Source organism: Streptomyces sp. 4F14, assembly GCF_048159485.1.
Taxonomy (GTDB): domain Bacteria; phylum Actinomycetota; class Actinomycetes; order Streptomycetales; family Streptomycetaceae; genus Streptomyces.
Genome location: NZ_JBLRVY010000007.1, coordinates 355,333 through 376,349, shown reverse-complemented (window position 1 = coordinate 376,349; position 21,017 = coordinate 355,333). Strand labels below are relative to the sequence as shown.

General features: G+C 71.0%; 20 protein-coding genes. 18 read left to right on the top strand and 2 right to left on the bottom strand.

Annotation, left to right across the window (positions count from 1 at the left end; all coding sequences use genetic code 11):
* The first annotated feature begins 154 nt into the window (after window positions 1–154).
* The 8 genes from ACLZOT_RS15120 (at window position 155) to ACLZOT_RS15085 (ending at window position 7,222) form a co-directional block, all read left to right on the top strand.
* Window positions 155–877: a hypothetical protein gene (locus ACLZOT_RS15120; protein WP_416969376.1), complete on the top strand. Its 723-nt coding sequence runs from the start codon at window positions 155–157 to the stop codon at window positions 875–877.
* A 195-nt stretch (window positions 878–1,072) separates the two neighbouring features.
* Window positions 1,073–2,728 (top strand): SAM-dependent methyltransferase, encoded by a 1,656-nt coding sequence (locus ACLZOT_RS15115; RefSeq protein ID WP_416969375.1) that lies wholly within the window; start codon window positions 1,073–1,075, stop codon window positions 2,726–2,728.
* A gap of 50 nt (window positions 2,729–2,778) precedes the next feature.
* Entirely contained in the window at window positions 2,779–3,726 is a 948-nt protein-coding gene (locus ACLZOT_RS15110; RefSeq protein ID WP_416969374.1) for an endonuclease/exonuclease/phosphatase family protein, read from the top strand.
* A 77-nt stretch (window positions 3,727–3,803) separates the two neighbouring features.
* Window positions 3,804–4,763, top strand: coding sequence for an endonuclease/exonuclease/phosphatase family protein (locus ACLZOT_RS15105; RefSeq protein ID WP_416969373.1), 960 nt, complete (start codon window positions 3,804–3,806; stop codon window positions 4,761–4,763).
* A 137-nt stretch (window positions 4,764–4,900) separates the two neighbouring features.
* Entirely contained in the window at window positions 4,901–5,761 is an 861-nt protein-coding gene (locus tag ACLZOT_RS15100) for a zinc-dependent metalloprotease (protein ID WP_416969372.1), read from the top strand.
* A gap of 29 nt (window positions 5,762–5,790) precedes the next feature.
* Window positions 5,791–6,036, top strand: a complete 246-nt coding sequence (locus ACLZOT_RS15095; RefSeq protein WP_416969371.1) for a hypothetical protein — start codon at window positions 5,791–5,793, stop codon at window positions 6,034–6,036.
* The gene (locus ACLZOT_RS15090; RefSeq protein WP_416969370.1) at window positions 6,030–7,046 is read left to right on the top strand and encodes an MvdC/MvdD family ATP grasp protein; all 1,017 of its coding nucleotides are present in this window, start codon (window positions 6,030–6,032) and stop codon (window positions 7,044–7,046) included. Before ACLZOT_RS15095 ends, ACLZOT_RS15090 begins: the two co-directional genes overlap by 7 nt.
* A gap of 8 nt (window positions 7,047–7,054) precedes the next feature.
* The gene (locus tag ACLZOT_RS15085) at window positions 7,055–7,222 is read left to right on the top strand and encodes a hypothetical protein (RefSeq protein WP_416969369.1); all 168 of its coding nucleotides are present in this window, start codon (window positions 7,055–7,057) and stop codon (window positions 7,220–7,222) included.
* 164 nt (window positions 7,223–7,386) lie between these two features.
* On the opposite strand, the gene ACLZOT_RS15080 is transcribed toward ACLZOT_RS15085, so the two are convergent.
* Both ACLZOT_RS15080 and ACLZOT_RS15075 read right to left on the bottom strand, forming a co-directional pair.
* The gene (locus tag ACLZOT_RS15080; protein ID WP_416969368.1) at window positions 7,387–7,917 is read right to left on the bottom strand and encodes a hypothetical protein; all 531 of its coding nucleotides are present in this window, start codon (window positions 7,915–7,917) and stop codon (window positions 7,387–7,389) included.
* A 48-nt stretch (window positions 7,918–7,965) separates the two neighbouring features.
* On the bottom strand, window positions 7,966–9,438 hold the full coding sequence (locus ACLZOT_RS15075) for a peptide deformylase (RefSeq protein WP_416969367.1): 1,473 nt from the start codon (window positions 9,436–9,438) through the stop codon (window positions 7,966–7,968).
* A gap of 455 nt (window positions 9,439–9,893) precedes the next feature.
* On the opposite strand from ACLZOT_RS15075, the gene ACLZOT_RS15070 reads away from it, so the two are divergent.
* The 10 genes from ACLZOT_RS15070 to ACLZOT_RS15025 all read left to right on the top strand — a co-directional run bounded on the left by ACLZOT_RS15070 (window position 9,894) and on the right by ACLZOT_RS15025 (window position 21,004).
* Entirely contained in the window at window positions 9,894–11,096 is a 1,203-nt protein-coding gene (locus tag ACLZOT_RS15070) for a hypothetical protein (protein WP_416969366.1), read from the top strand.
* Between the two features lie 98 nt (window positions 11,097–11,194).
* On the top strand, window positions 11,195–11,890 hold the full coding sequence (locus ACLZOT_RS15065; RefSeq protein WP_416969365.1) for an HAD family hydrolase: 696 nt from the start codon (window positions 11,195–11,197) through the stop codon (window positions 11,888–11,890).
* 364 nt (window positions 11,891–12,254) lie between these two features.
* On the top strand, window positions 12,255–12,839 hold the full coding sequence (locus tag ACLZOT_RS15060; RefSeq protein ID WP_416969364.1) for an HAD-IA family hydrolase: 585 nt from the start codon (window positions 12,255–12,257) through the stop codon (window positions 12,837–12,839).
* Entirely contained in the window at window positions 12,836–13,825 is a 990-nt protein-coding gene (locus tag ACLZOT_RS15055) for a glycosyltransferase family 2 protein (RefSeq protein WP_416969363.1), read from the top strand. The genes ACLZOT_RS15060 and ACLZOT_RS15055 overlap by 4 nt, the downstream gene beginning before the upstream one ends.
* Window positions 13,716–15,056, top strand: a complete 1,341-nt coding sequence (locus ACLZOT_RS15050; protein ID WP_416969362.1) for a hypothetical protein — start codon at window positions 13,716–13,718, stop codon at window positions 15,054–15,056. The genes ACLZOT_RS15055 and ACLZOT_RS15050 overlap by 110 nt, the downstream gene beginning before the upstream one ends.
* Window positions 15,057–15,079: 23 nt before the next feature.
* Window positions 15,080–16,072, top strand: coding sequence for a phosphotransferase enzyme family protein (locus tag ACLZOT_RS15045; RefSeq protein ID WP_416969361.1), 993 nt, complete (start codon window positions 15,080–15,082; stop codon window positions 16,070–16,072).
* A gap of 116 nt (window positions 16,073–16,188) precedes the next feature.
* Window positions 16,189–17,178: a Gfo/Idh/MocA family protein gene (locus tag ACLZOT_RS15040; protein ID WP_416969360.1), complete on the top strand. Its 990-nt coding sequence runs from the start codon at window positions 16,189–16,191 to the stop codon at window positions 17,176–17,178.
* Window positions 17,166–18,239: a DegT/DnrJ/EryC1/StrS family aminotransferase gene (locus ACLZOT_RS15035; protein WP_416969359.1), complete on the top strand. Its 1,074-nt coding sequence runs from the start codon at window positions 17,166–17,168 to the stop codon at window positions 18,237–18,239. The genes ACLZOT_RS15040 and ACLZOT_RS15035 overlap by 13 nt, the downstream gene beginning before the upstream one ends.
* Window position 18,240: 1 nt before the next feature.
* Window positions 18,241–19,020, top strand: coding sequence for a hypothetical protein (locus ACLZOT_RS15030; RefSeq protein WP_416969358.1), 780 nt, complete (start codon window positions 18,241–18,243; stop codon window positions 19,018–19,020).
* 76 nt (window positions 19,021–19,096) lie between these two features.
* Window positions 19,097–21,004 carry a polysaccharide deacetylase family protein gene (locus tag ACLZOT_RS15025; RefSeq protein WP_416969357.1) on the top strand — a complete coding sequence of 636 codons (1,908 nt, stop codon included), beginning with the start codon at window positions 19,097–19,099 and terminating at the stop codon, window positions 21,002–21,004.
* Window positions 21,005–21,017 lie beyond the last annotated feature (13 nt).

Sequence of the window (21,017 nt, the reverse complement as noted above, 5' to 3'; positions counted from 1 at the left end):
GTCCCCCCGGGCGCGGCGGCGGGGCCACCCCAACTCCCTTTATGTCTCTGGGCAGTCGGCGGTCTGGAGACATAAAGGGGCTTCACGCCTCCCCGGAGTCCACCGCCGAACCGGCGGTGCCCTCTCTCCTGACACACCTCAACGAAGGATGTTCATGTCCCCCGTTCCCGACCTCCGATCCGGGACGAAGTCCGTTCCCGTCCTCGTGCGGCGTGAGGCCGACGCGATGGCCCGGCGCACCGGGAGCGCCCCTCTCGTCGAGTACGAGTCGCCGGCCGTCATCCGCGTCAGCCATGTGTCCGGCACCTTGCGGGTCGAGGCCGTCTATCAGCACGGCAGCCGAGGATGGCAGCAGTCCGGCCGTCGTCTGCTGCTCGACGGGACACGCCAGAAGTGCCCAGATGTCTGGGGCAAGTACAACGCATTGCGCGAGAGGCTGAACAGCGACGGAACGTTCGCACTCCCCGACATCGTCCCGTGCGGTGAGGAGGCTCTGCCCGCCGTCATGCGGGAAACCCTGGTCCTCGCCCGCCGACGGCTGGTCAGCAGACCCGGCGTCGTCCTCTCCACCGGCCGGGACCGCCAGAACAGATACGTTCTGGTTCTCACCTCCGTGAAGGCCACGGTGCACCTGCTGTTCGAGCCGCTTCGGCGCAACGGGCGCGAGAGCGCGCGACCGGCGGCCATCGATCCGGTCCGCATGGTCACCGCAGACGGCGAAGACCTCACCGAGGAAGTCAACGGCAAACTCCACAAGGCCCTCGCCCATCTGCACGCCGAACCCGCACCCGGCGCGGACGACAGCGGGACGGGCGGCACCCAGGACTCCCCGGCAGGAGGCCCTTCCTCCCGCAAGGGAACCGTCCTGCGCCTGTGACAACGCTCGGTCGGCCCGCTCGGCATGGCCCCCCGGCGCGCTGCCTACGCACGTGCCGGTCCGGGCAGCGCCCTGCCCCTGGGCACATCCCGTGAGGCGTTCCGCAGCCCGCATCCGGCCCGCCGCCTGACGCGTCACGCAAGACCCACCACCATCGCGTCCACCCCACCGCCAACCCTTCACCGGCGAGAGAAGATGACCACCACAACGACAACCGCCAGCCTCGCAGCCCCGGCTCCGCCGCCGTCCCAGCCTGCGTGGCACCGGCATCTGGAGAACCTGCCGGCGGTCCGCCCCGCGGGCACCGCCGCCCAGGTGGCCGATCGCCGGGTGAGGACCGCAATCGCGAACGCCTACCGCGACGGCGGCACGATCGACCGCATCCGCGCCCGCAGCGGCTACTCCCGGCGCGTCGTCCAGCTCGTCCTCACCCTGGAGAACATCCCGCGCCCCCACGGCGGACTACGCCGGGCACCGGACGTCCCCAACGGCTACGACAACTGGACCGACTACACCCTGGCCGCCCTGCGCGGGCGGATCGCTGCCGGCGTCTATCCCGCCGGCAGCCCCCTGCCGCTGCCGGAGAAACTCGCCACCGAGCTGGGCACCCGCCTGTGGGCCGTCCACCACGTGGTTCCCCGGCTCGCGGCTGACCGCCTGCTGTTGTCCATACCGCCCCGCGGCACCGTCGTCCTCGGCCCCGACACCGTGCAGGGCCTGGTCGCCGAGGTCACCGTCGACGGGCGCATCGAGCACTGGCCCCTGCCCGGCACCCACCGGGCCCGCGCCGAAGCCGTCCGCTGGACACTCATCGCCCGGATCGCCGACGACGCCTACGTCGCCGGGCGCCTGCCCTCGCAGAAGACCCTTGCCCGCCAGCTCCCCGAGTCCGTCCACGTCGTCCGCACGGCCGTCGGCCTGCTGACCGACGAGGGCCTGCTCACCACCAAAGGCCCCTACGGCACCTGGACCGCCCCCGGCAGCCGCGAAACCGCCCGCCACCTCCTCGCCGCCCGCACCACACCCACCGACCCACCCGGCGAACCCCCGCCCACCCCGCCGTCCCCGACCGGAACACCCATGCTCATCGACAGCACCACACCGTCCTCCGCCCGCGTCTGGAACCACTGGGCCGACGGCAAGGACAACTACGAGATCGACCGCGCCGCCGGCGACGCCTACAAGCTCGCCGCGCCGCAGATCACGGCGATGGTCCACGACGCGCGCGCCTTCCACGTCCGCGCGGTCACCCACCTCACCGCCGAGCTGGGAGTGCGCCAGTTCCTCGACATCGGCCCCGGCCTGCCCACCCACAGCAGCACCCACGCCATCGCCCAGCACATCACCCCGCACGCCCGGATCATGTACGCCGACCACGACCCCCACGTCACCACCCACCTCCGCGCCCTGTGCCCCGGCACCCCCGACGGCGCCGTCGGTTGCATCGACGCCGACCTCCGCGCCCCGGAGGCGATCCTCGACGCCGCCCACGCCCTCCTCGACTTCGGCCAGCCGGTTGCCCTGCTGCTCCTGGCCGTCCTCGGCCACCTCCCCGACGACACCCAGGCCCTCGCCATCGTCCGCCACCTGCTCGACGCCCTGCCGGACGGCAGCTTCCTCGTGCACTACGACGCCGTCGACACCAGCCCCGACCTCGCCCGCGCCCAGCACGACCACAACGCCACCGGCACCACCCCCTACACCCTCCGCACCCCCGACCAACTCAGCTTGTTCTACGAGGACTTGCACCCTCTGGACCCCGGCATCGGCCCCGTGTCCCTGTGGCGCCCCGCCCCCGGCACCCGTCCGAAGCCCACAGACATCCACGGCGGCATCGCCCGCCTCCTCTGACACCCCCTCTCGCCCGCGCACTGTCGTCACCCGAACTCCGAGGAGAACCCGTGAGTAACCCGTACGGCGAACCCGTGATCAAAGTGGTCACCTTCAACCTGGAACACGACGGCGGCCGTGCCGAGAACGGCCGGCTCCCGAAGCGCTGGCACGACGCCCACGACTTCCTCGCCGAACGCCGGTCGGACGTCCTCCTGCGCCAGGAGCTGACCTACAGCCGTGACGACGGCCACCGCCGCTTGCACGCCGCCGAGACCGCCCTCGGCATGCGCGGCTTCCTCGGCATGCCTGGCTTCGGCCGCAACCCCACCGGCCTGTTCGTCAACACCTCGGTCTTCGAGGTCGTCCGCCAGTACGACCACCCCGCCGGGGTCTGGCGCACCCCGCCCACCAACGTGATCGTCCGCCTCCCCGAGGTCCCCCGCGACATCGTCCTCCTCAGCTGGCACGCTGCTTTCAACTCGCCCCGGGGACGCGAGCGGGAGGCCGACGAGATCACCGCCTTCGCCGACAAGATGAAGACCGGCAGCGCGTTCATCGGCGGCGGGGACGCGAACGAGTACCCGCTGGCCGACGGGGAGACCGTCGCGCACATCGACTGGTCCAGCCCCGGCGTCACCGACCGGCCCCACAGGGTCCACCGCAGCAACGCGAGCCCGGACGGCTCCCGCACCAGCTGCACCTACCTCGACGAGACCCTCCTGGCCTGCGGCCTGCACGACCCCGCCCGCTACGCCGCCCACACCCTCGGCCTCCCCCACGCCCTCGACCCCACCGCCGGCCACGCCGCCTCGTCCCAGGAACAGGGAGGACCACGCCGCATCGACCGTCACTACAACGACCCCTGGACGGTCACCGCGGTCATCGACGTCATCGTCCACGACGTCGACTTCTCCGACCACAAGGCCGTCGAAGTCGTCTACAGCCGAAGCAAGTTCATCGAGGCCCAGCGCCGCACCGTCGGGCCCCTGGCTCCCTACGGCCTCAGCAGCCGCTGACCCGCCGTCTCCCGCGAGAGGCACTCCCCGCCCCTCGCGGGAGACGTCCGCTCCCCGCTTCCCTTCCAGGACAGGGCATGAACACCAAGACCACCGCGCCCGGCAGCACTCTCTCCTCGCCCACCGCGCCCACCGCTTCCGCCTCGTTGTCCCCGGCCGGCCTCCCGTTCCGTGCGGTCAGCTGGAACCTGCTCAACGGCGGGCTCGACGGAGCCGGCGAGGTACGGCTCGACGCCCAGGTCGGGTACCTCGCCGACCTCGGGCCTGACATCCTCGCGCTCCAGGAATGCACCCGCTGGGACGAGAAGGACCGCGCCGAGATGGTCGCGGCCGAACTCGGCCTGGCCATTACCGCGATGACGCTCTCCCGGGTCGGCGACGGCCGCAACCACACGATGCTCCTGCACAACCCCGCCCGGTTCTCCCTGGTCGAGGTCCGGCTGCGCGGCGCCGAGATCTTCCACCACGCCCTGATCAAGGCCCGGTTACGCCCTCACGGCGCCCCGTCCGACGGCAGCGGTGACCTCAACGTCCTGGCCACCCATCTGAGCTGGACGGACGGCACAACCCGCCTCGCCGAAGCCGGATGGATGACCGACTACGCCGGCCCTTTCCCCGGCGAACCCGACCGGGCCCTGCTCCTGGGCGACCTCAACTGCCCCCACCCCGACGACGTCATCGACTGGAGCGACGTCCCCCGGAATCTCCAGTCCCGCTACCGCCTCGTACTACCCGACGGCACCTTCGGGGACGCCGACACCCGCGCCTGCCAGGTCCTGCTGAACTCCGGCTGGCAGGACCCGGAAACCCTCACCGGTCAGCCCCGGGCCGCAACGGTGGGCCACTACTACGAGAACGAGCCCACCCCCATGCGCCTCGACCACGTCCTCGTCCACAACCTCGCCGTCCGCTCCTACCGCACCCACGAGACCGGCCGGGCCTCCGACCACAAGCCGGTCGTCCTCGACGCCGTCCTCACCGACCGCATCCGCCGCCCGCGCACAACGGAGGCCACGACCGGCGCCCCCGCCCCCTGACCCGTCCTTCACCGCCTGCCTCTTCTGACCGCCTGGCACGGCTGCGCCCTCAACCTGCCGAAGCCGCCTCCATCCCGCTTGTCACCGAGCCTCACTCCCACTCCAAGACCACCCACCCGACAGGAACACCAGGAAACGTGATCCGCTTCACCGTGCTCGACGAGACCCGCCGCCACCCCGACCTCGCCGAGCAGATCTCCGCCGTCCTGCATACCGCCGCGCCTGTCGTGACCCAGACGACGGGCCTCGCCGTCCCGCCGGACGTCCGCTTCCGCCTGATCACGCCGAAGGAATGGCGTACTGCCTTCCGGCACAACGTCGAGCGCATCATGACCCGGGACATCGCCGACGCCGATCTGGAGTTGACGCCCAAGGAGATCACCCAGATACGCCGCGCGCTGAAGATCGGCGGCATCGTCCCCGTCCTTCTCTGGCCGCTGATGGCCGGGGTGACCAGGGAGGCCGCCGACGGCCAGGCCGAGACCGTGATCGCGCCCCGTACCCTCCAGCACGCCGGAATGGACACCAGCCCGCAGTGCCTGACCCAGATCGTCGCGCACGAGCTCGTCCACCACGCCCAGCTCGCAGCCCGCGCCGGCGTGTGGGCGGAGACCCTGTTCGCCGAACGCCGGGGACGCGCTCCCCACGCCGGACCGGCCGTCGTGGAAGGACACGCCTACTGGGCCGACCGGGAAATCACCACCCGCCTCTACGGCGCACCGGTCGACGCCGCCGAGCACGCCAGGCCGTCCCGGCGCTTCCGGCTCCACAAGGCGATCACCGACATCACCGGGCTCAGCCGTGCCGGCACCCACTGCGTCCAAGGGCTCCGGCTCATCACACAGGCTGTCGAGGCGACCGGCACCGACGTGGTCAACCAGGTCTGGACCGACGCCTCCCTGCCGCCCACCGCCGAGGAGATCACCGCCCCTGACACCTGGGCGGCCCGGCTCACCGCCGCCTCGGACACCCGCAACCACACGCCCCAGCACAGCTGACCGGCCCACCACACCGCAAAGGGACACTCATGAAACAGCACACCGTGTTCGCTCTCCGCCTGTTCACCGAACCCGCCGAAGCACCCGCCCCGGCACCGGCACCCGGAGAGCACTTCAGCACCGATCGGCAGGTGACCGTCCTGGCCGACGGCACCCCCCGCGCCGCTACCGCCTACAGCCAGAGCAGGACCAGCGGAGGCATATCGACGGCCTCCGAGGCCGAGCTGATGGACGTGATCCCCGCTCCCGCCGGCATCAGGTCCCTGCTGTGGTAACAGCGGCCTTCGCGCAGACCGGGTGTGCGCGCCCGGTCTGCGTGGTCACCGAGCCCACGAACGTCACGGCCGACCGGATCGTGCTGGCGCTCGCCGAACTGGACACGCCCGTGGTCAGGTTCGACCTGGCCGATTTCCCCGAGCGGGTGGACCTGGACGCGGTCCTGCACGAGCGCGGATGGAGCGGCACGCTGCGCGCGCACGGACGGACAGTGGCACTGGAAGACATCGGAGCGGTCCTGTGGTGGCATCCGGGAAAGCCCCGCATTGTCGCGGACGGCCTGTCGGACGCCCAGGCACAGTGGGTGCAGAAGGAGACGACCGCCGGGATGGTCGGGGTGCTCGCCTCCCTCGACTGTCTCCACGTCAACCACCCTGCGGCCACCCTGGCCGCCCAGCTCAAGGCCCATGCCCTCGTACAGGCCGCACGGTGCGGACTGCACGTGCCCGCCACCTGGATCGGCAACACGCCCCGACAAGCTGCGGGCTTCGTCTCCGACAGCCCGTCCGGAGCCGTCTGCAAATCACTGGTGACCCCCGAGATCCTCCACGGCAGCCACCACAGCTCCTTCTACACCAGCCCCGTCCAGGCCACCCAGATCGACAGCTCGATCGCAGCAGGAGCCCACCAGCTCCAGCACACCGTCGAGAAAGCCCACGAGATCCGTCTGATCGTCGTCGGAACCGAGATGTACGCCGCGCGGATCGACGCACACAGCGATGCGGCGCGCAGAGATTTCCGGGCCGACTACGGGGCACTGGCCTACTCCCACGCCGAGATCCCGGACCCCGTACGCACCGGCATGGGCGAACTCATGAATGCCTGCCGCCTCGTCTACGCCGCGGTGGACCTGATCGTGGACCCCGACGGCCGCTGGTGGCTGGTCGACCTCAACCCGGCCGGGAACTACGACTGGCTCCAGAAAGAACTCCCCGGCCTGCCGATATCCGCCGCCATCGCCCGCCTTCTCACCCATCCGCACACCGCAGCACAAGTGTCCGCCACATGACCACTCCCATGCCCCACACATCCTTCGACCGCATCCTCACCATCACGGAGAACCTGCTGTTCTCCCTCACCCGGCAAGCCCACCGCTTTGGCTCCTGCACCGACCCCCGGCAACAACTCGCCGCCTACGACACCGATTTCATCCCCCTCCTCACAGAAGCGGGGGAACCAGCGTGACGACCCACCCCGTACAGCCAGTGATCATCCCGCCGTCGCCCCTGCCCTCGCTGGAGACCTGGATCGAGAGCATCCTGGGCCCCGTCGAGCTGCATCTCGTGCTCGACCACTACGGCACGCACAGTCTCCTCTCAGGCGTTGAGCGTCCCGATGCGCCGCAGCAGCTAGGCGACGGTGCCGTCGGTGCGGATCGGTGCGGGAAGGGCACGCAGGCGCTGGGCGAGTTCGGTCGCCGCAGGAGCGGCCGAGTCGTCGAGGAGGCGTTCGAGGCGGGCCAGGCGGGTGCGGGCGGTGGCGCGCAGCCGGGCCGGGGGGATGAGGTCGAGGACGCCGAGGGCCCGGGTGGCTGCCTGTTCAGGGGCGTCACGGGCTTCAGCGAGGACGAGGGTGGCCGCCGCCCATCCGGGGGTCTCGGGCGGGGCGGCGGCGCAGTCGAAGCATTCGAGGGTGAGGTGGGCTTCGGCGACGTGCAGGCGATGTTCGGCACGGTCGTATCCGAAACGGCCGGGCAGCTCTGTAGCGGTTCGCATGATCTCGTAGCTCTCGGCGACGACGACGTCGGCTTCCGCACCGCCTCCTCCACGACACCCCGCGTCGGCCGCCTCCCCACTGCCGGGGATCTTCCGCCCGGCCTCGCGCCCCAGGCCGGCCGATACCGATGGCTCACCACCGGTGAGGGCCTCACCGGTGGTCAACCTGTCGTCGGCCGCCGTACCGCACCCCGTCGCGAGGGTTCCGTCGGGTCAGCTGTACGTCCACCGTGTGCCGGTTCCCCGGTACTCCTCCACAGGAATCGGAAGGACACCCGGCCGCATGCGCTCCCTATAGAGAATGCCGTCGAGGTGGTCGACCTCGTGGGCGACGAGACGGGCCGTCCCCCGGGAGAACCGGGACAGCCTAGTCGTCCCGTCGGGGTCGGTGTGGGCGACGACGATGCTCAACGGCCGGGGGACGACACCACGGACGTCGAAGAAGGACAGACAGCCCTCGAACTGCTCGTCCTCCTCGGCGGAGGACTCCTCGATCCTGGCGTTGAGCAGGACCAGGGGCTCGGCGCCGGGATCTGGAGGAAGTACGACGGCGGCGCGGCGGTCGATGCCGATCTGCGGGGCCGCGATCCCCATCCCCTTGCCGAACGTGTGCAGTTGACGTACCCGCTCGATGGCGGCGAGGAGTTCTCCGACGACGTGCTGGGCCTCGTCCGCCTCGGCGGGAAGGTCGAAGGACCGGGCGGGGCGGGCCAGGAGAGGGGCGCCGTCCTGGACGATGCCGGCGTTCGCCATGGCCTGGCTCGCGGAGAGGGTGCTCACGGGGACGTTCTCTTTCGTGTCGGGGCCGGTCTTCAGGCGCCATTCGAGGCGGAAACGGGCGTGCAGGGGCGGGTCCAGGGTGGTCCAGGTGAACACCGTCCGGTCGTCCTGTCCGGTACGCCGGGGCGGAGTACGCAGAGGGACGGCGTCGGCGCTGAGGGAGGTCTCGGTGCCCCAGACCTCCGGTTCACTCCCGGCCGGGAAGGCGAGCTGCACGGACAGGCGCTGGGTGGGGAGACGGACGGCGCGCTGGAACCACGACCCCCACTTGTCCGCGCCGACGGTGTAGGAGTAGGTGATCTCCGCGCTCTGGCCCGGGTAGAGGGGGAAGCGGCGGGTCGGGTTGTGGAACTGGAGCCAGACCTCTTTGAACGCGTCCCGGTCATGCTTGACCGTCCAGCCCATCGGTTCGTCACCGCACCGGGCTTCGAGAGCGAGTTCCTCCCACGTGAGCGGGGTGCGCCGGTACAGGGCGTTGGACCGCTCGGGATCGTCGGGGTGACGGTCCACGGCGATGCGGACGAGGTAGCGGGTGACGGGCTCGCTCGCATCGTTGCGCAGCAGGCGCCGCATCCGCAGGTGGTAGTGGCTGCCGTCGAAGGTGAGCGCGGCGTCGTCCTCCAGGACCACCAGCCCGGCCCCGGAGGAGGACTCGGACGGTTCGGCGGCCGACGACAGGGAGTCGCCGTTGCTCTGCCATGCCCGCCAGAGCGCCCCTCCGGCGTCGAGTTCGGCGTCGGCGCTGCGGGCGAGGGTGGCGCTGCCGCGTTCGCGGCCGGCTTCGAGGTGGCTGACGTACGAGGCGTCGATGCTGAGCCGGGCCGCGAGACCACGTTTGGACAGCCCGCGCACGGTGCGCCAGTGCGTGAGTTCCGCCGCGAACCTGCCACGCTCCCCGCTCTCCAAGACGCCGCTCCTTTCCGGGAGTTGGGTGAGGACGTGAGTGAGTGCCCCTCACCGTCGCCTCATCCTGCCCGCCGAGGGCCGAATGGTGCCAGGCAGCGGCCTCTGCTGTCGCCTGGGATGTGGTGCGGTAGAAGTCCACCTGCCGGATGGTTCGGCGCCCGTCCGTCCGAAGAATCCACGAATGGTGCCTGGACTGGCCATGCCGTCCCATCGGTGATCCATGGCGCTCGCTCACCGCTCTGCGATCAGGCGGTTGCCGACGGGCGTGAGAACACCAAAGGCGCATCCAGAAGCAGACAGTAACGGTTGAGATTCCGCCGACAGTCCGCGCGGCTTCTCCCTCTCCTCGAAGGATTCACGATGGCCCGATGCATGGTTGAGAAACACTCATGAGGGAAGAATCGGCCCCTGCTCGCCGGAACGAGCGATTGTGGCGGTGGGTTCATCGAACCGGATTGAGCTACGCCGCATTCACGCGTGAGTTGTGGGCGACCGCCGAGTCGAACGGCCGTTCCGATCTCCGGCCTGACCGGACCCGCATAGGGCACTGGATCAATGACGGGCAGATACCTAGGCATCCGATTCCGGACTTTCTTGCGCAGACGGTCTCGCGTCTGCTCGGGTGCACCGTAACTGTGGCCGACCTGGGGTTCTCGCTCGATCCTCTGTTTGGGGCCGAGTCTGTCGGAATCGTCGATGTGGCGGCAGATTTCTCTCGCCGTGTCGTTTCCACTGAGCTTTCGCCTTCGGAGATCGACGGTCTTCAATCGGGTGTCGCCGAGGTGTCCGCAGCCTATCCGACACACCGGCCGGAGGTGCTGTGGGAGGAGGTGATGCGGCAGAGGCAGCGGGCCCACGCGCTGCTCCATCACCGGCGGCACACCCTCCGCGAAGGCCGCGAGATCGCCCGGTGCGCGGGAATGCAGTCCGTCGTCCTCGCCTGGCTGTCACACGACAGAGGGGACCGTCGGGCCGTGGAGGCGTGGTCGGCGGACGCGACCGCGCACGGTCAGCAAGCCGATTCGCCGGAAGTGATCGCGTGGGCGGAGGATGTTCTCGCCACCGAGGCGCTGTACGACGGCCGTCCCCTGGATGCGCTGACGGCAGCGACGCGCGGCCTGGCCGCAGCTCCGCGTTCGGGCGACGCGGCCGTCCGTCTCACCGCGCAGGTCGCCCGTGCGCAAGCCCTCCTGGGAAACGCTGACGGTTTCACCGAGGCGGCGCGGCGCGCCGAGGCTCTCGGTTCGGGCCTGGCATCGTGCTGGAGCGGTCTGTTCAGACCCGACAAGGCCCAGATCAGCTCCTTCAACGCCTCGTCGTATCTCTGGCTGGACCGCCCCCGTGAAGCGCGGTCCGCAGCACGGGAATCGATCGCCCGCTACCGCTCGCTGAAGGCTCCGGCCGTCGCTCCCACCCGCCTGGCCGTGGCCGAACTTGATCTCGCGCTGTCGCAGGCCGCTCTGGGGGAGCCGGACGAGGCCGTGAGCGTCGGCTTCGCTGCGCTCGGCGGCGACCGTCTCGTCCACGCCATCGTCAGCCGGGCCGAGCACCTCGGCCGCACGTTAGGCCGCAGTTACCCGGGCCGGACCAGCGTCCTGGAGTTCCTGGACTTCGTGCACGATCTGCGGCAGGCACAGGAATCCGCCCGTATCCGATAACCCACAATCCGTCCGCCGGAATGCGGTGCGCGCCAGCACGGCGTCTTCACCGTCCTGCGCCGTATCCGGTTCGGCAGTCTGAGAGGGGGGCCGAGCTGATGAACCACCATGTTCAGGGCACCGTACCCGGGCCCGGTGCCGCCGTCGTTCTCGACTGCGACGGGCTTCTGGTCACCACGGAGAAGGCGTGGGATCTTGCGTACGACGCGGTCTTCGCCCAGTACGGTGTCGCCCTCACCCAGGCCGACAGGGACCGTCTCAGAGGGCGTGATCTCACTGCGGTCGGCCGGTTCCTGGCCGAGCGGTTGCGCCGTCCGGCCTGCGCCTCCGCGCTGGCCGCCCGAGCCCTCGGCCTGATGCGCAGCCACGTCGATGAGGTCATCGCCCCCATGCCCGGTGCCGTTGAGCTGGTTGCCGAGTTGACCGGCGCCCGACCGGTTGCCGTGGCCTCCAACGCGCCGGCCGACGTCGTCGAGGCACATCTGCGCCGCTTCTTCGACCTGTCGGACATCGTCGTCATCGGCGGGGACATGGTCGCCGCCCCCAAGCCACAGCCGGACGTCTACCTGGCCGCCTGCGCGGCGCTCGCCTCGGATCCGGCCGGTACCTGGGCTCTCGAAGACTCCGCCACGGGCGCTGCGGCAGCCGTCGCCGCGGGACTCTGCGTCATCGGCGTGCCGCACCGTGCCGCCTCGGGCTTCCCCTGCCACCTGTCGGTCGGTTCGCTCGACGACCCTCGCCTTCGTGAGGCCCTCCTGGGTGAAGGTGGCGCCGGGGTACCCGATGCGTGCTGATCCGGCCCTGGAGCGCTGCGGCGGCTGTCCGGTCGCCGGTCAGGTGACCACCGCGCCCCCGTGTCTCGCGGGCCGCCCGGCGTACGGTCCGCCTGCGCTCAGGGCGCCGGTGGCGCGGGGTGTCTGCGCTCCGCGCCACAGCGCGCCACAACGTGCCACTGGGCCTCGCCGAACCGCCACAGCACGCGCCCTATCCGGGCCACAGTGCCATGAGGTGTCCTGCTGGCAGCAGGCAGCTCATTCGAGACAGGCCGCCCGCAGGAAGGGCCGTTGGCCGTCCCGCAGGCGTTCTCCCGTACCGATGACCCGAGCGCGCCGGGCGGCTGCCCGGCCGGAGGGAGGGCTCTTCGTGAAACCGGATGCTTTGGACACCGTCGTCTGTGACGTGGGCGGCGTCATCATCAGATTCGGCACGGACGTCGCACGGCAGATCGAAGCGCGGCACGGTCTGGCGCGCGGATCGCTCCTGACCGCCGCCCTGAAGTCTTCCGCCGGCCGCCGGGCCATGGCTGGTGAGATCACCTACGCGGACTGGAAGCGGTCGGTGGCCGGCCTGGTGGGAGAGGCTGCGGTAGAGGACTGGCTCTCGTATCACGGTGAGCTGGAAGCGGAGGTGGTGGCGCTTCTGAAGAAGTCCAGGGGGAGCGGCGCCCGCGTCGTCCTCCTCTCCAACGCGACCGCCCGGCTCTTCGACGACCTGGCCTTCCACGGCGTGGCCGAGCTCGCGGACCGGGTTCTGTGCTCGGCCCGGATGGGGCTGGTCAAGCCGGACCCGCGGTGCTTCCGTGAGGCCGCCCGGGTGGCGGAGTTCGCTCTGGAGCGGGCACTGTATGTCGATGACACCGCCTCCTGGGTGGCGGCGGGGGTTCATCTAGGCATGACCGGCCACGTCTTCAGTACAGCGAAGGATCTGCGGGACCTCCTGGAGTCGACGGGCCTGGTGTCATGACGGCGCACCCGCCACAGACGCCGGACATCGCGGTCAGTGTCATCGTGGCCACCGCCCGCGACACCGGATGCGAGCGTCTGGTGCGGGCCCTGCGGGAGCAGTTCGCGGCGGCCGGATGCGTGTACGAGATCGTCCTCGTCCTCGACGGCTGCCCCCGCTACGGCTGGCTGACCGGCGATGATCCGGATCTCCGCGTCATCGTCCTGCCGCAGCGCCAGGGCATCGCCCGTGCCCGCAACAGGGGGATCGCCGCGAGCCGGGGCGATCTGCTGGCCTTCCTCGACGACGACTGCGTGCCCGCGTCGGCCTGGCTGGACGAGCTGTTGCGGATGAGCCGCGAATACCCCGGGAAGGACGCGTTCGGCGGACGGGTGATCGGAACCGCACCCTCGAACCTCTACAGCCGGCTGCGCGACCAGATCTACTACTTCGAGACCTTCGGCGCCTGGTACACCCAAACCCCGGCGTCCAGGGCTGGGGACGTGATCGGTGCCCCGTACGTGAACGGCGGGAACTGCGCATACCGGCGCGCGGTGTTCCTGGACGGCACGCGCTTCGACGTGCTGCTGCCCGCCTACAGCGACGTGGAACTCGGGCGTCGCCTTCTGCTGCGGCGGCGGGCGGTGCTCAGCCCGTACATGGCCATCCACCATGATCACCCCGGTGACTTCCGGCAGTACATGCTGCGCTGCTGGCGCAGCGGGCGGGCCCGTGCCCTGCTGTGGTGGCACCGCCGGTACCGGGAGGACTCCCCTTCGGCGGTCGGTGCCGCGGTCGCGGTGAATCTCATGTGGCACAACGCCGTCCACCGGCGGCGCCGGATCGCAGGCCCCCCCGTCCGGGTGGTGGCCGTACTGACCTGTCAGGAGATTGTCCATGGGATCGGATACGCGTGTGCGCTCCTCGCGAGTGTCGTCGGCGGCCGGCGTGCTGGCGGCCTGCCTGACCGTACGGCGGGTCCTGGAGTCGCGGCAGGTCCGCCGTAGCCTCCGCGCCGTCCCCAGCGAGGCTCCCGCAGCATCCGGGACCGGCGCCCCCGGCGGCGCGCGGGTGGTGTGTGTCGTGCCGATGTACGAGGAGACCGCGCTCGCCGAGGCGACGGTCCGGTTCTGGCGGGAGGTTCTGCGGGCGAAGGATGTCGATGCGGTGGTGCTCGTGACGACCGCCAAGGAGACGGCACCCGGCGGCGCGACCACGCACACGCTGCTCCGGGAGCTCCTGGCCCCGGGCGGCGCAGCTCACGAAAACCTGGTCCTCCTGCACTGTGAGGAGGTCTGCCCCTACCGTGCCGCGCAGCTGGACATGGCCGTCGGCTGGGCGCGGGAGCGGTTCGGGCCGGACGGGGACGAAAGGCTGTGGATCGGCGTCTACAACGCCGACTCCCGGCCGCACCCGGACACATTCGGGGAACTGCGGACGGCGATCGGCGCCGGGCCCCAGGTGCGTGTCTTCCAGCAGCTGGTCGACTACGTCGTGCCGGAGCGGGAGGGCACCGGGGCGGTGGCGGCAGGCAATGCGGTGCTGCAGACCTGGTGGACTCTGTCACACTACGTCGCCCGCAACGAGCGAGGGCTCGACGGCGGCTCCCTGTGGGCGCGGACCTCTCCGTTCTCGACGTTCGGACACGGAGAGTTCGTCCGCGCGGACTTCCTCCAGCGGATCGGGGGGTTCCCGCGGTACGCCTATGCCGACGGTCTCCTGCTGGGCTGGGTGGCCCGCCTGGCGGGCGAGCCCATCGGGCTGCTGGTCAACCGGGACGTGGCCGAGGTCCCCCGCACGGGTCGTGATCTCGTTGTGCAGCAGACCGCCTGGCTGCGGGGCCTCCTCAACTTCGGGGTCACCGTGGACTGGTGCCGCCGCCAGGGTCTCGTGCGGCTTCCGGACAACGACGTCCGTGTGCTGCGGGCCCGTCACCTCGCCATTCCCGTGACGTGGGGGCTGAGTACAGCGGTGGTGACTGCGGGAATTGTGGCCGAAGTGCGCCGGGTGATTCGCGGCCGAAGCTCTGCGGCCGGTCTCGCCGCGATGGCAGCATTGGCGGCCTATCCGGCGGTTCCCGCTCTGGCGGCCACGACGCGTCAGCAGAGCGCGATGGGCCGCGGCCGGCGGGTCGCCGGAGTGCTGGCATCCTGGCCCGTGGAAGGGCTGGCGTTCTGGCCGGCTCTGTACGGACACCTTCGGCACGGCCAGCAGGCGCCGGCCAAGACGCCCCGGTAAGGGGGCAGGAGGGATGAACGACTGTGTCGGCCGAGGAAAGCGAACGGCTGCTGGGCGACGCTCTGGCGTGCGCGAGGCGGACCTGGCAGCCGTCGGGCCACCGCTTCGAGCCAGTGGCCGGCGGCACGATGGCCGCGGTGTGGCGGGGTCTCTCGCCGTCGCCGTCGCTGCCGGACGTCGCCGTGCGGCTGACACCCAAACCGGAGCCCCTCATCCGGCGGATCGCCGCCCTGGTCGACGGCGTGACGGATGCCGAGTGTCCTCGGACCCTGGCCGTCGGCACGATCACCACCGCCGACGGGCCGCGGACCGTGCACGTGTGCACGTGGATCGGCAAGGGCGGCGCGGACCGGGGCAACCCCTACGGCCTCGGCCAGGACCTCGCCCGGCTCCACACCGGTCTGGCCCGGCCCGGCACCGGCGACTTCACCGACCGCCGGCTCTCCTTCGAACGCGGCCCGATCCCCGCCTCCGACCAGGACCTGCCGCCCTGGTATGTGGCCCGGCACCTGTGGCGGGACCGCATCCTGCCGCAACTGGCCCACAACCAGGCGTCCCTACGGCCCCAGCCCATCCACGGGGACATGCACTGGGACAACGTCGTGGCCGGCACCAGCGGCGGCGGGTTCGGCTTCATCGACTTCGACAAACTGATGTACGCCCCGCCGGTCTTCGATCTCGCCAAGCTCCTGGCGACCGGCTTCTTCGTCCACCGCGACAGCCGGGCCCACTACCGGCAGGCACGGGCCGCGGACCTCCTGGCCGGCTACCGCAGCATCAGGCCGCTGAGGCCCGCCGAGGTCACCGCCATCGAGGGCTTCGCCGTGATACTCAACGAGGAGATCGCCCGCCTCGGCCACGCCTACGGCGTGGACGCCTACCGCCGGCAGGCCGACGCCGTCGGAACCTGGTGGACCTCACGGCGGCGCCAACGCCCCTCGGACCCGCTCGGTCTTCGCGAACAGCCGCCCCGGCCCGCCGTGCAGCAGCTGATCCTCCCCGACACCGACAGCTGACCCCGGCACCTTCCCCGGCCGTCCCCGCACCCCCGCGCGCACCCCGTCACAGCACATGAACGGCCACCTCCACACCATCCTGTCATGCCCATGCACACCATCACTTACGGAGTGTCATGCGTTCACTACTCATAGGAGCGGGCAGTCACGGCGGCGACACCCTGCTGCCCGCCGCCTGCTCGGCCGGCATCCCGCTGTCCGGCCTCGTCGACCAGGACGCCGCGCGCGCCGGCCGGCTCGCCGCGCAATGGATGATCCCCCAGGTGTACGCGACGGCCGACCAGGTCGACAGCAGCACCTTCGACACCGCCCTCATCGCGCTTCCCGTCACCGAGCAGGCCGCGCACACCGCCTGGGCGCTCAAGGCCGGGCTCCAGACCTTCGTCGAGAAGCCGCCGGCCCCCGACCTCAGCGGCCTGCGCTCCCTGGTCGGTCTCGCGCAGGAGTCCGACGGCGTGTGCTGCGTCGGCATGAACTACCGATGGGCCGAAGGCGTCCTCAAACTCGTCGAAGCCCTCGGATCCGGCACCTACGGCACCGCCACCTGCGTGCGGGTCGAACACGTCGCCCGTAAACCCGTGACCAGCTTCAGCCCCGGGCTCTCCCTGGAAGCCAGTCTCTTCGCCGCCCAGGGCATCCACGCCATCGACCTGGCCCAGATGCTGATGCCCGGCACCAGCGGCACCACCGGACAGATGATCTCGGTGGACCGGGGGCGGCTGTGCTCCATGGTCTCCACCGACCGCCGGACGGGAACGCGGCAGGAGGTGCTGTTCGGCAGCTGTGCCGCCGCCTTCTACCACTCCGTCCACGTCACCACCTCGCGCGGGGACATGTTCCACCTGCGGGACCTGTCCGAACTCCAGCTGCGTCCCAGCGGCGGCGACCCGCAGGTCGCCGAGTACCCGGGCGTCCGCGTGCTCTGGCGCCGCTCCCCCGGCTCCGACGGTTACGCGCAGGCCGGATACGGTCCCGAACTGGCCGCCTTCCGCGACCTCCTGCACGGAGGGACGGCACACCGGCTGGCGCGCCTGGAGGACCTGCTGCCCGTCTACGAGGCGTTCGACACCCTGCTGGCCGTGGAGGGCCTGGCATGGACGGCATGACCGCCGCGTACCTCGACGACGCGATCGCCGCAGGCGGGACGGGCAACGCGGAAGCCGTCCGCGCTCTCGAAGAACGGCTGGGCGCCCTCGTCGGCGCCGCGTACACGCTGTGCGTCTCCAGCGGCACCACGGCCTTGATCAGCGCCCTGTACGCGGTGGGGGTCCGTCCGGGCGCCCGGGTCGGTGTCTCGGCTCTGGGGCCGTCGATGACCGGCTTGGCCGTGACGGCCCTCGGTGCGCGGCCGGTGTTCATCGACTGCAGCCCGGGGTCCTTCGGTCTGGCCGCGCAGTCCCTGGGCGAGGCGACCGGGGAAGGGCCGCTCGCCGCCGTGGTGCCGGTTCCGATGTGGGGGTACTGGGACGAGGATCCCCAGGTGCTGGCCGACCTCCGCCAGCGCGGCATCCCGGTGGTCGTCGACGCCGCTCAGGCACCGTTGCTGCGGCTGGAGCCTCAGGGTCTGGCGGACACGGCCGACGTGATCTGTCTGAGCCTGCACGGCCGCAAGCCGGTCAAGGCCGGGGAGGGCGGCGCCTGCCTCACCCGCAGCGAAGCACTCGCCGACAGGATCCTCGCGGTACGCAACTTCGGCCAGCTGGCCGCGTTCCACGGCACCCGGGTCGAGCCCACCGGCCCCTTCGGCAGCCGGTTCGGCTCCAACTTCAAGATCAACGGCGTGGGGGCGGCCTGGTGCCTGAGCCAGCTGGACGACCCCGGCATACTCCGTGCCCGCCACGCGCGGCTGCGCACGGCCGCGCGCCGCGCGTTCGACACCACCGGCATCACCTGGCACGAAGCCCCGCACAGCCCCGACGTCGTCGAGCACGGCGGGTACGGCCTGGTCGCCCTGTGCGGCACTCCCGAGGACGCGGCCCGCATGGCCCACCGCCTCACCGCCGACGGCGTGGAGGTCGACACCCTGCGGTACACATACGCGCCCATGCACACCAGCGCTTGCTTCAGCGCCGACGGCGCCCGCACCCCGGCCGCGGACGCCCTGACGGCGCTCGCGGTGGCCTGCCGTCTCGAAGCGTTCCCGCTCCCGTCCGCTGTCGGAGGTTGACATGAAGGTCGGCATCATCGGCATGGGCCACGTCGGGGCCTCCATGCGCACCCTCTTCGCACACCACGCCGACCTGGTCACCTACGACCAGAAGGACGGCACCCCCTACCCCCAGCAGGCACTGCACGCGTGCGACTTCGCCGTGGTGTGCGTGAACACCCCGGCCGGCCCGGGCGGGGAGTGCGACGCGTCCCACGTCGCCGACGCCGTCAAACGGCTTCCCGTACAGCGGGTCCTGCTGAAGTCCACGGTCCCGCCCGGCACCACGGCGCAGCTCGCGCATGCCACCGGCAAGGAGATCTGCTTCAGCCCCGAGTACGTCGGGGAGAGCACCTACTTCAACCCGGTCTGCGACGACCCGCTGGCCATGCCGTTCGTCGTCCTGGGCGGTGAGCGGACGATCCGCGGCTACTTCCTCGACGCGCTCCTGCCCATCCTCGGCCCGACGAAGACCTACTTCCAGTGCTCCGCGGCCGAGGCCGAGATCATCAAGTACATGGAGAACGCGTTCTTCGCCACCAAGGTCACCTTCGTCAACGAGTTCCGCGACATCGCCCAGGTCTTCGGCGCCGACTGGCACACCGTGCGGGAGGGATGGCTGCTGGACCCGCGCGTCGAGCCGTCCCACACCGCGGTCTTCGCGGCCGACCCCGGCTTCGGCGGCAAGTGCCTGCCCAAGGACTTGACCGCCATCATCGCCGCGGCCCGCGCGGCCGGCGCGCGGGCCGATCTCCTCGGCCAGGTCGTCCGCAGCAACGACCAGCGCCGCACCCACAACTAGCCGACCCCCAACTAGCCGACCCCACTGCCCGGCGCAGTCCGCCGGGCAGCCGTCTCCCCCTTCTTCTGGAGCGGCCATGCCCGCGCCCGTCATCATCGGCGTCAACTACCACCGGATCGGCGACGTGGAACCCGCCAACCCCTACCACCGGCTCCACACCGTGCCGCACCACGTCTTCACCCGCCAGCTCGACTGGATGCTCGCTCGCGGCGCGGTCATCTCCCCCGACCAGGCCCGTGCCGCCGACACGCCGGCCGACGTCAACTTCGTCCTGTGCTTCGACGACGTCCCCGTCTCCGCGCTCACCGCCATCGACCTGCTGCGCACGCGGAACCTGCCCGTAACCCTCTCCCCCGCGGGAGTCCTCGCCGACGACGGCCTCGGCACCCGCGACAAGGTCTACGCCATCGAGAAGTACGCCGACCCCGACCACATCGCCCGCCGCATCACCGGCCTCCTCCCGGCAGCGGCCCGGCGGGAGAACTCCTTCTACCACCTCACCAAGAGCCCCGCCCTCGATCCCCACCTCGTGCGCACCCAGCTGATCGACCCCCTGTACGAGACCGTCCGCGACCGGGCGGCGCCCTTCTTCGCCGAACGCGGATACCTCACCTGGACCCAGCTGCGCAGCCTCGCACGCGATCCCCGGGTCACAGTGGCCAATCACACCTACCGGCACGACAACCTCGCCGCCCTCGGCCCCGACGCCGTGCGCGCCGAGGTCGAACGCTCCCACACCCACTTCACCCGGCGGACGGGAACGGCGGCACGGTACTTCACCGTCCCTTTCGGCCGCCTCACCCAGGAACTCGCCCTGGACCTGCTGGATTCCCTCGTTCCCCTGGGCTACGAGGGAATCCTCTGGGTCGGCTCCGGCGGGGTGAACGTCCACGGCCGCTACCGGCACCAGGTCCTGCACCTGGTCCGGGTGCACGCGCACGAGAACGCCGACGGATTCGCCAAACAGGTCGACGCCGCCGTCCGCAACTCCACCCGGGCGGCCATCTGGCAGGTTCCCGCCCGGGCGCACCACCGGCCCGTACGGATCACCGAAGGCAGCAGCGCCCGCCGAGCGGGCGTCCTCGAAATGGTGCTGCGCCAGGGCAAGGACCACGCCAGCGATCCGGTCCACTTCGCCCACCAGTTCACGGCCAACCCCTACCGCGGCACACGCTGCGACTACTGCACGGTCGAGGCCGACGGCCGCCCCGAGGCCATCGCCTACCGCTTCCACACCCCCTTCGCCGTGGACGGGCAGCGGATACCGGGCATCTACCTGTCCGGCTGGCGCAAACTCCCCCACGCCCACGCCACAGCCGCCGGACTGTTGCTGCGCGCGCTCCTCGACCAGGAACCCGTCGTCGGCGTGTACCGGCCCAACCCCGAGATCCACACCGCGTTCCGGTCCTGGCACCGCGTCCGGGTCACCCAGCTCGTCCTCACCGCCCCGGCCCCGTTCCGCCCGGCCGGAGGGGCACGGTGGAGCACGACCGAGAGCAGCGGATTCCCGGCCGACTGCGAAGACCTGTGCGCGGCGTCCGTCCGGAGGGCGGGCTTCACCTTGGCCCGTGACGGCGCCTATCACCGCTGGCGGCACGCCGCCTATCCGGCCGCCCGGGCGACGTTCCTGTGCATACGCCGCCTGGGCCGGCCCGCGGGCCTCGCGGTCCTGCTCCACCTGCGCGACGTCACCCACGTCGTCGACTTCCACCTCGCAGACGGCCGACACGCCGACCGACTGCTCGGCGCGGTGCGCGCGCACGCCGCCAGCCACGGCTGCACCAGCGTCCGCTGGGAGACCACCGACACCCGCCTCATCCGCACCGCCGTCGAGCACCACGGGGCACACACCGGCTCCTACGACAACTTCTACCGCTTCAACACGGCACGCTTCGCCGCGCTCGGCCTCATACCGCCCGGCGAACGCTGGCGTGACCTGCGGCTGCACGAGACCGCCACCACCAGCGACGTCCTACCCCGGTGACCTCAGGAGGCCC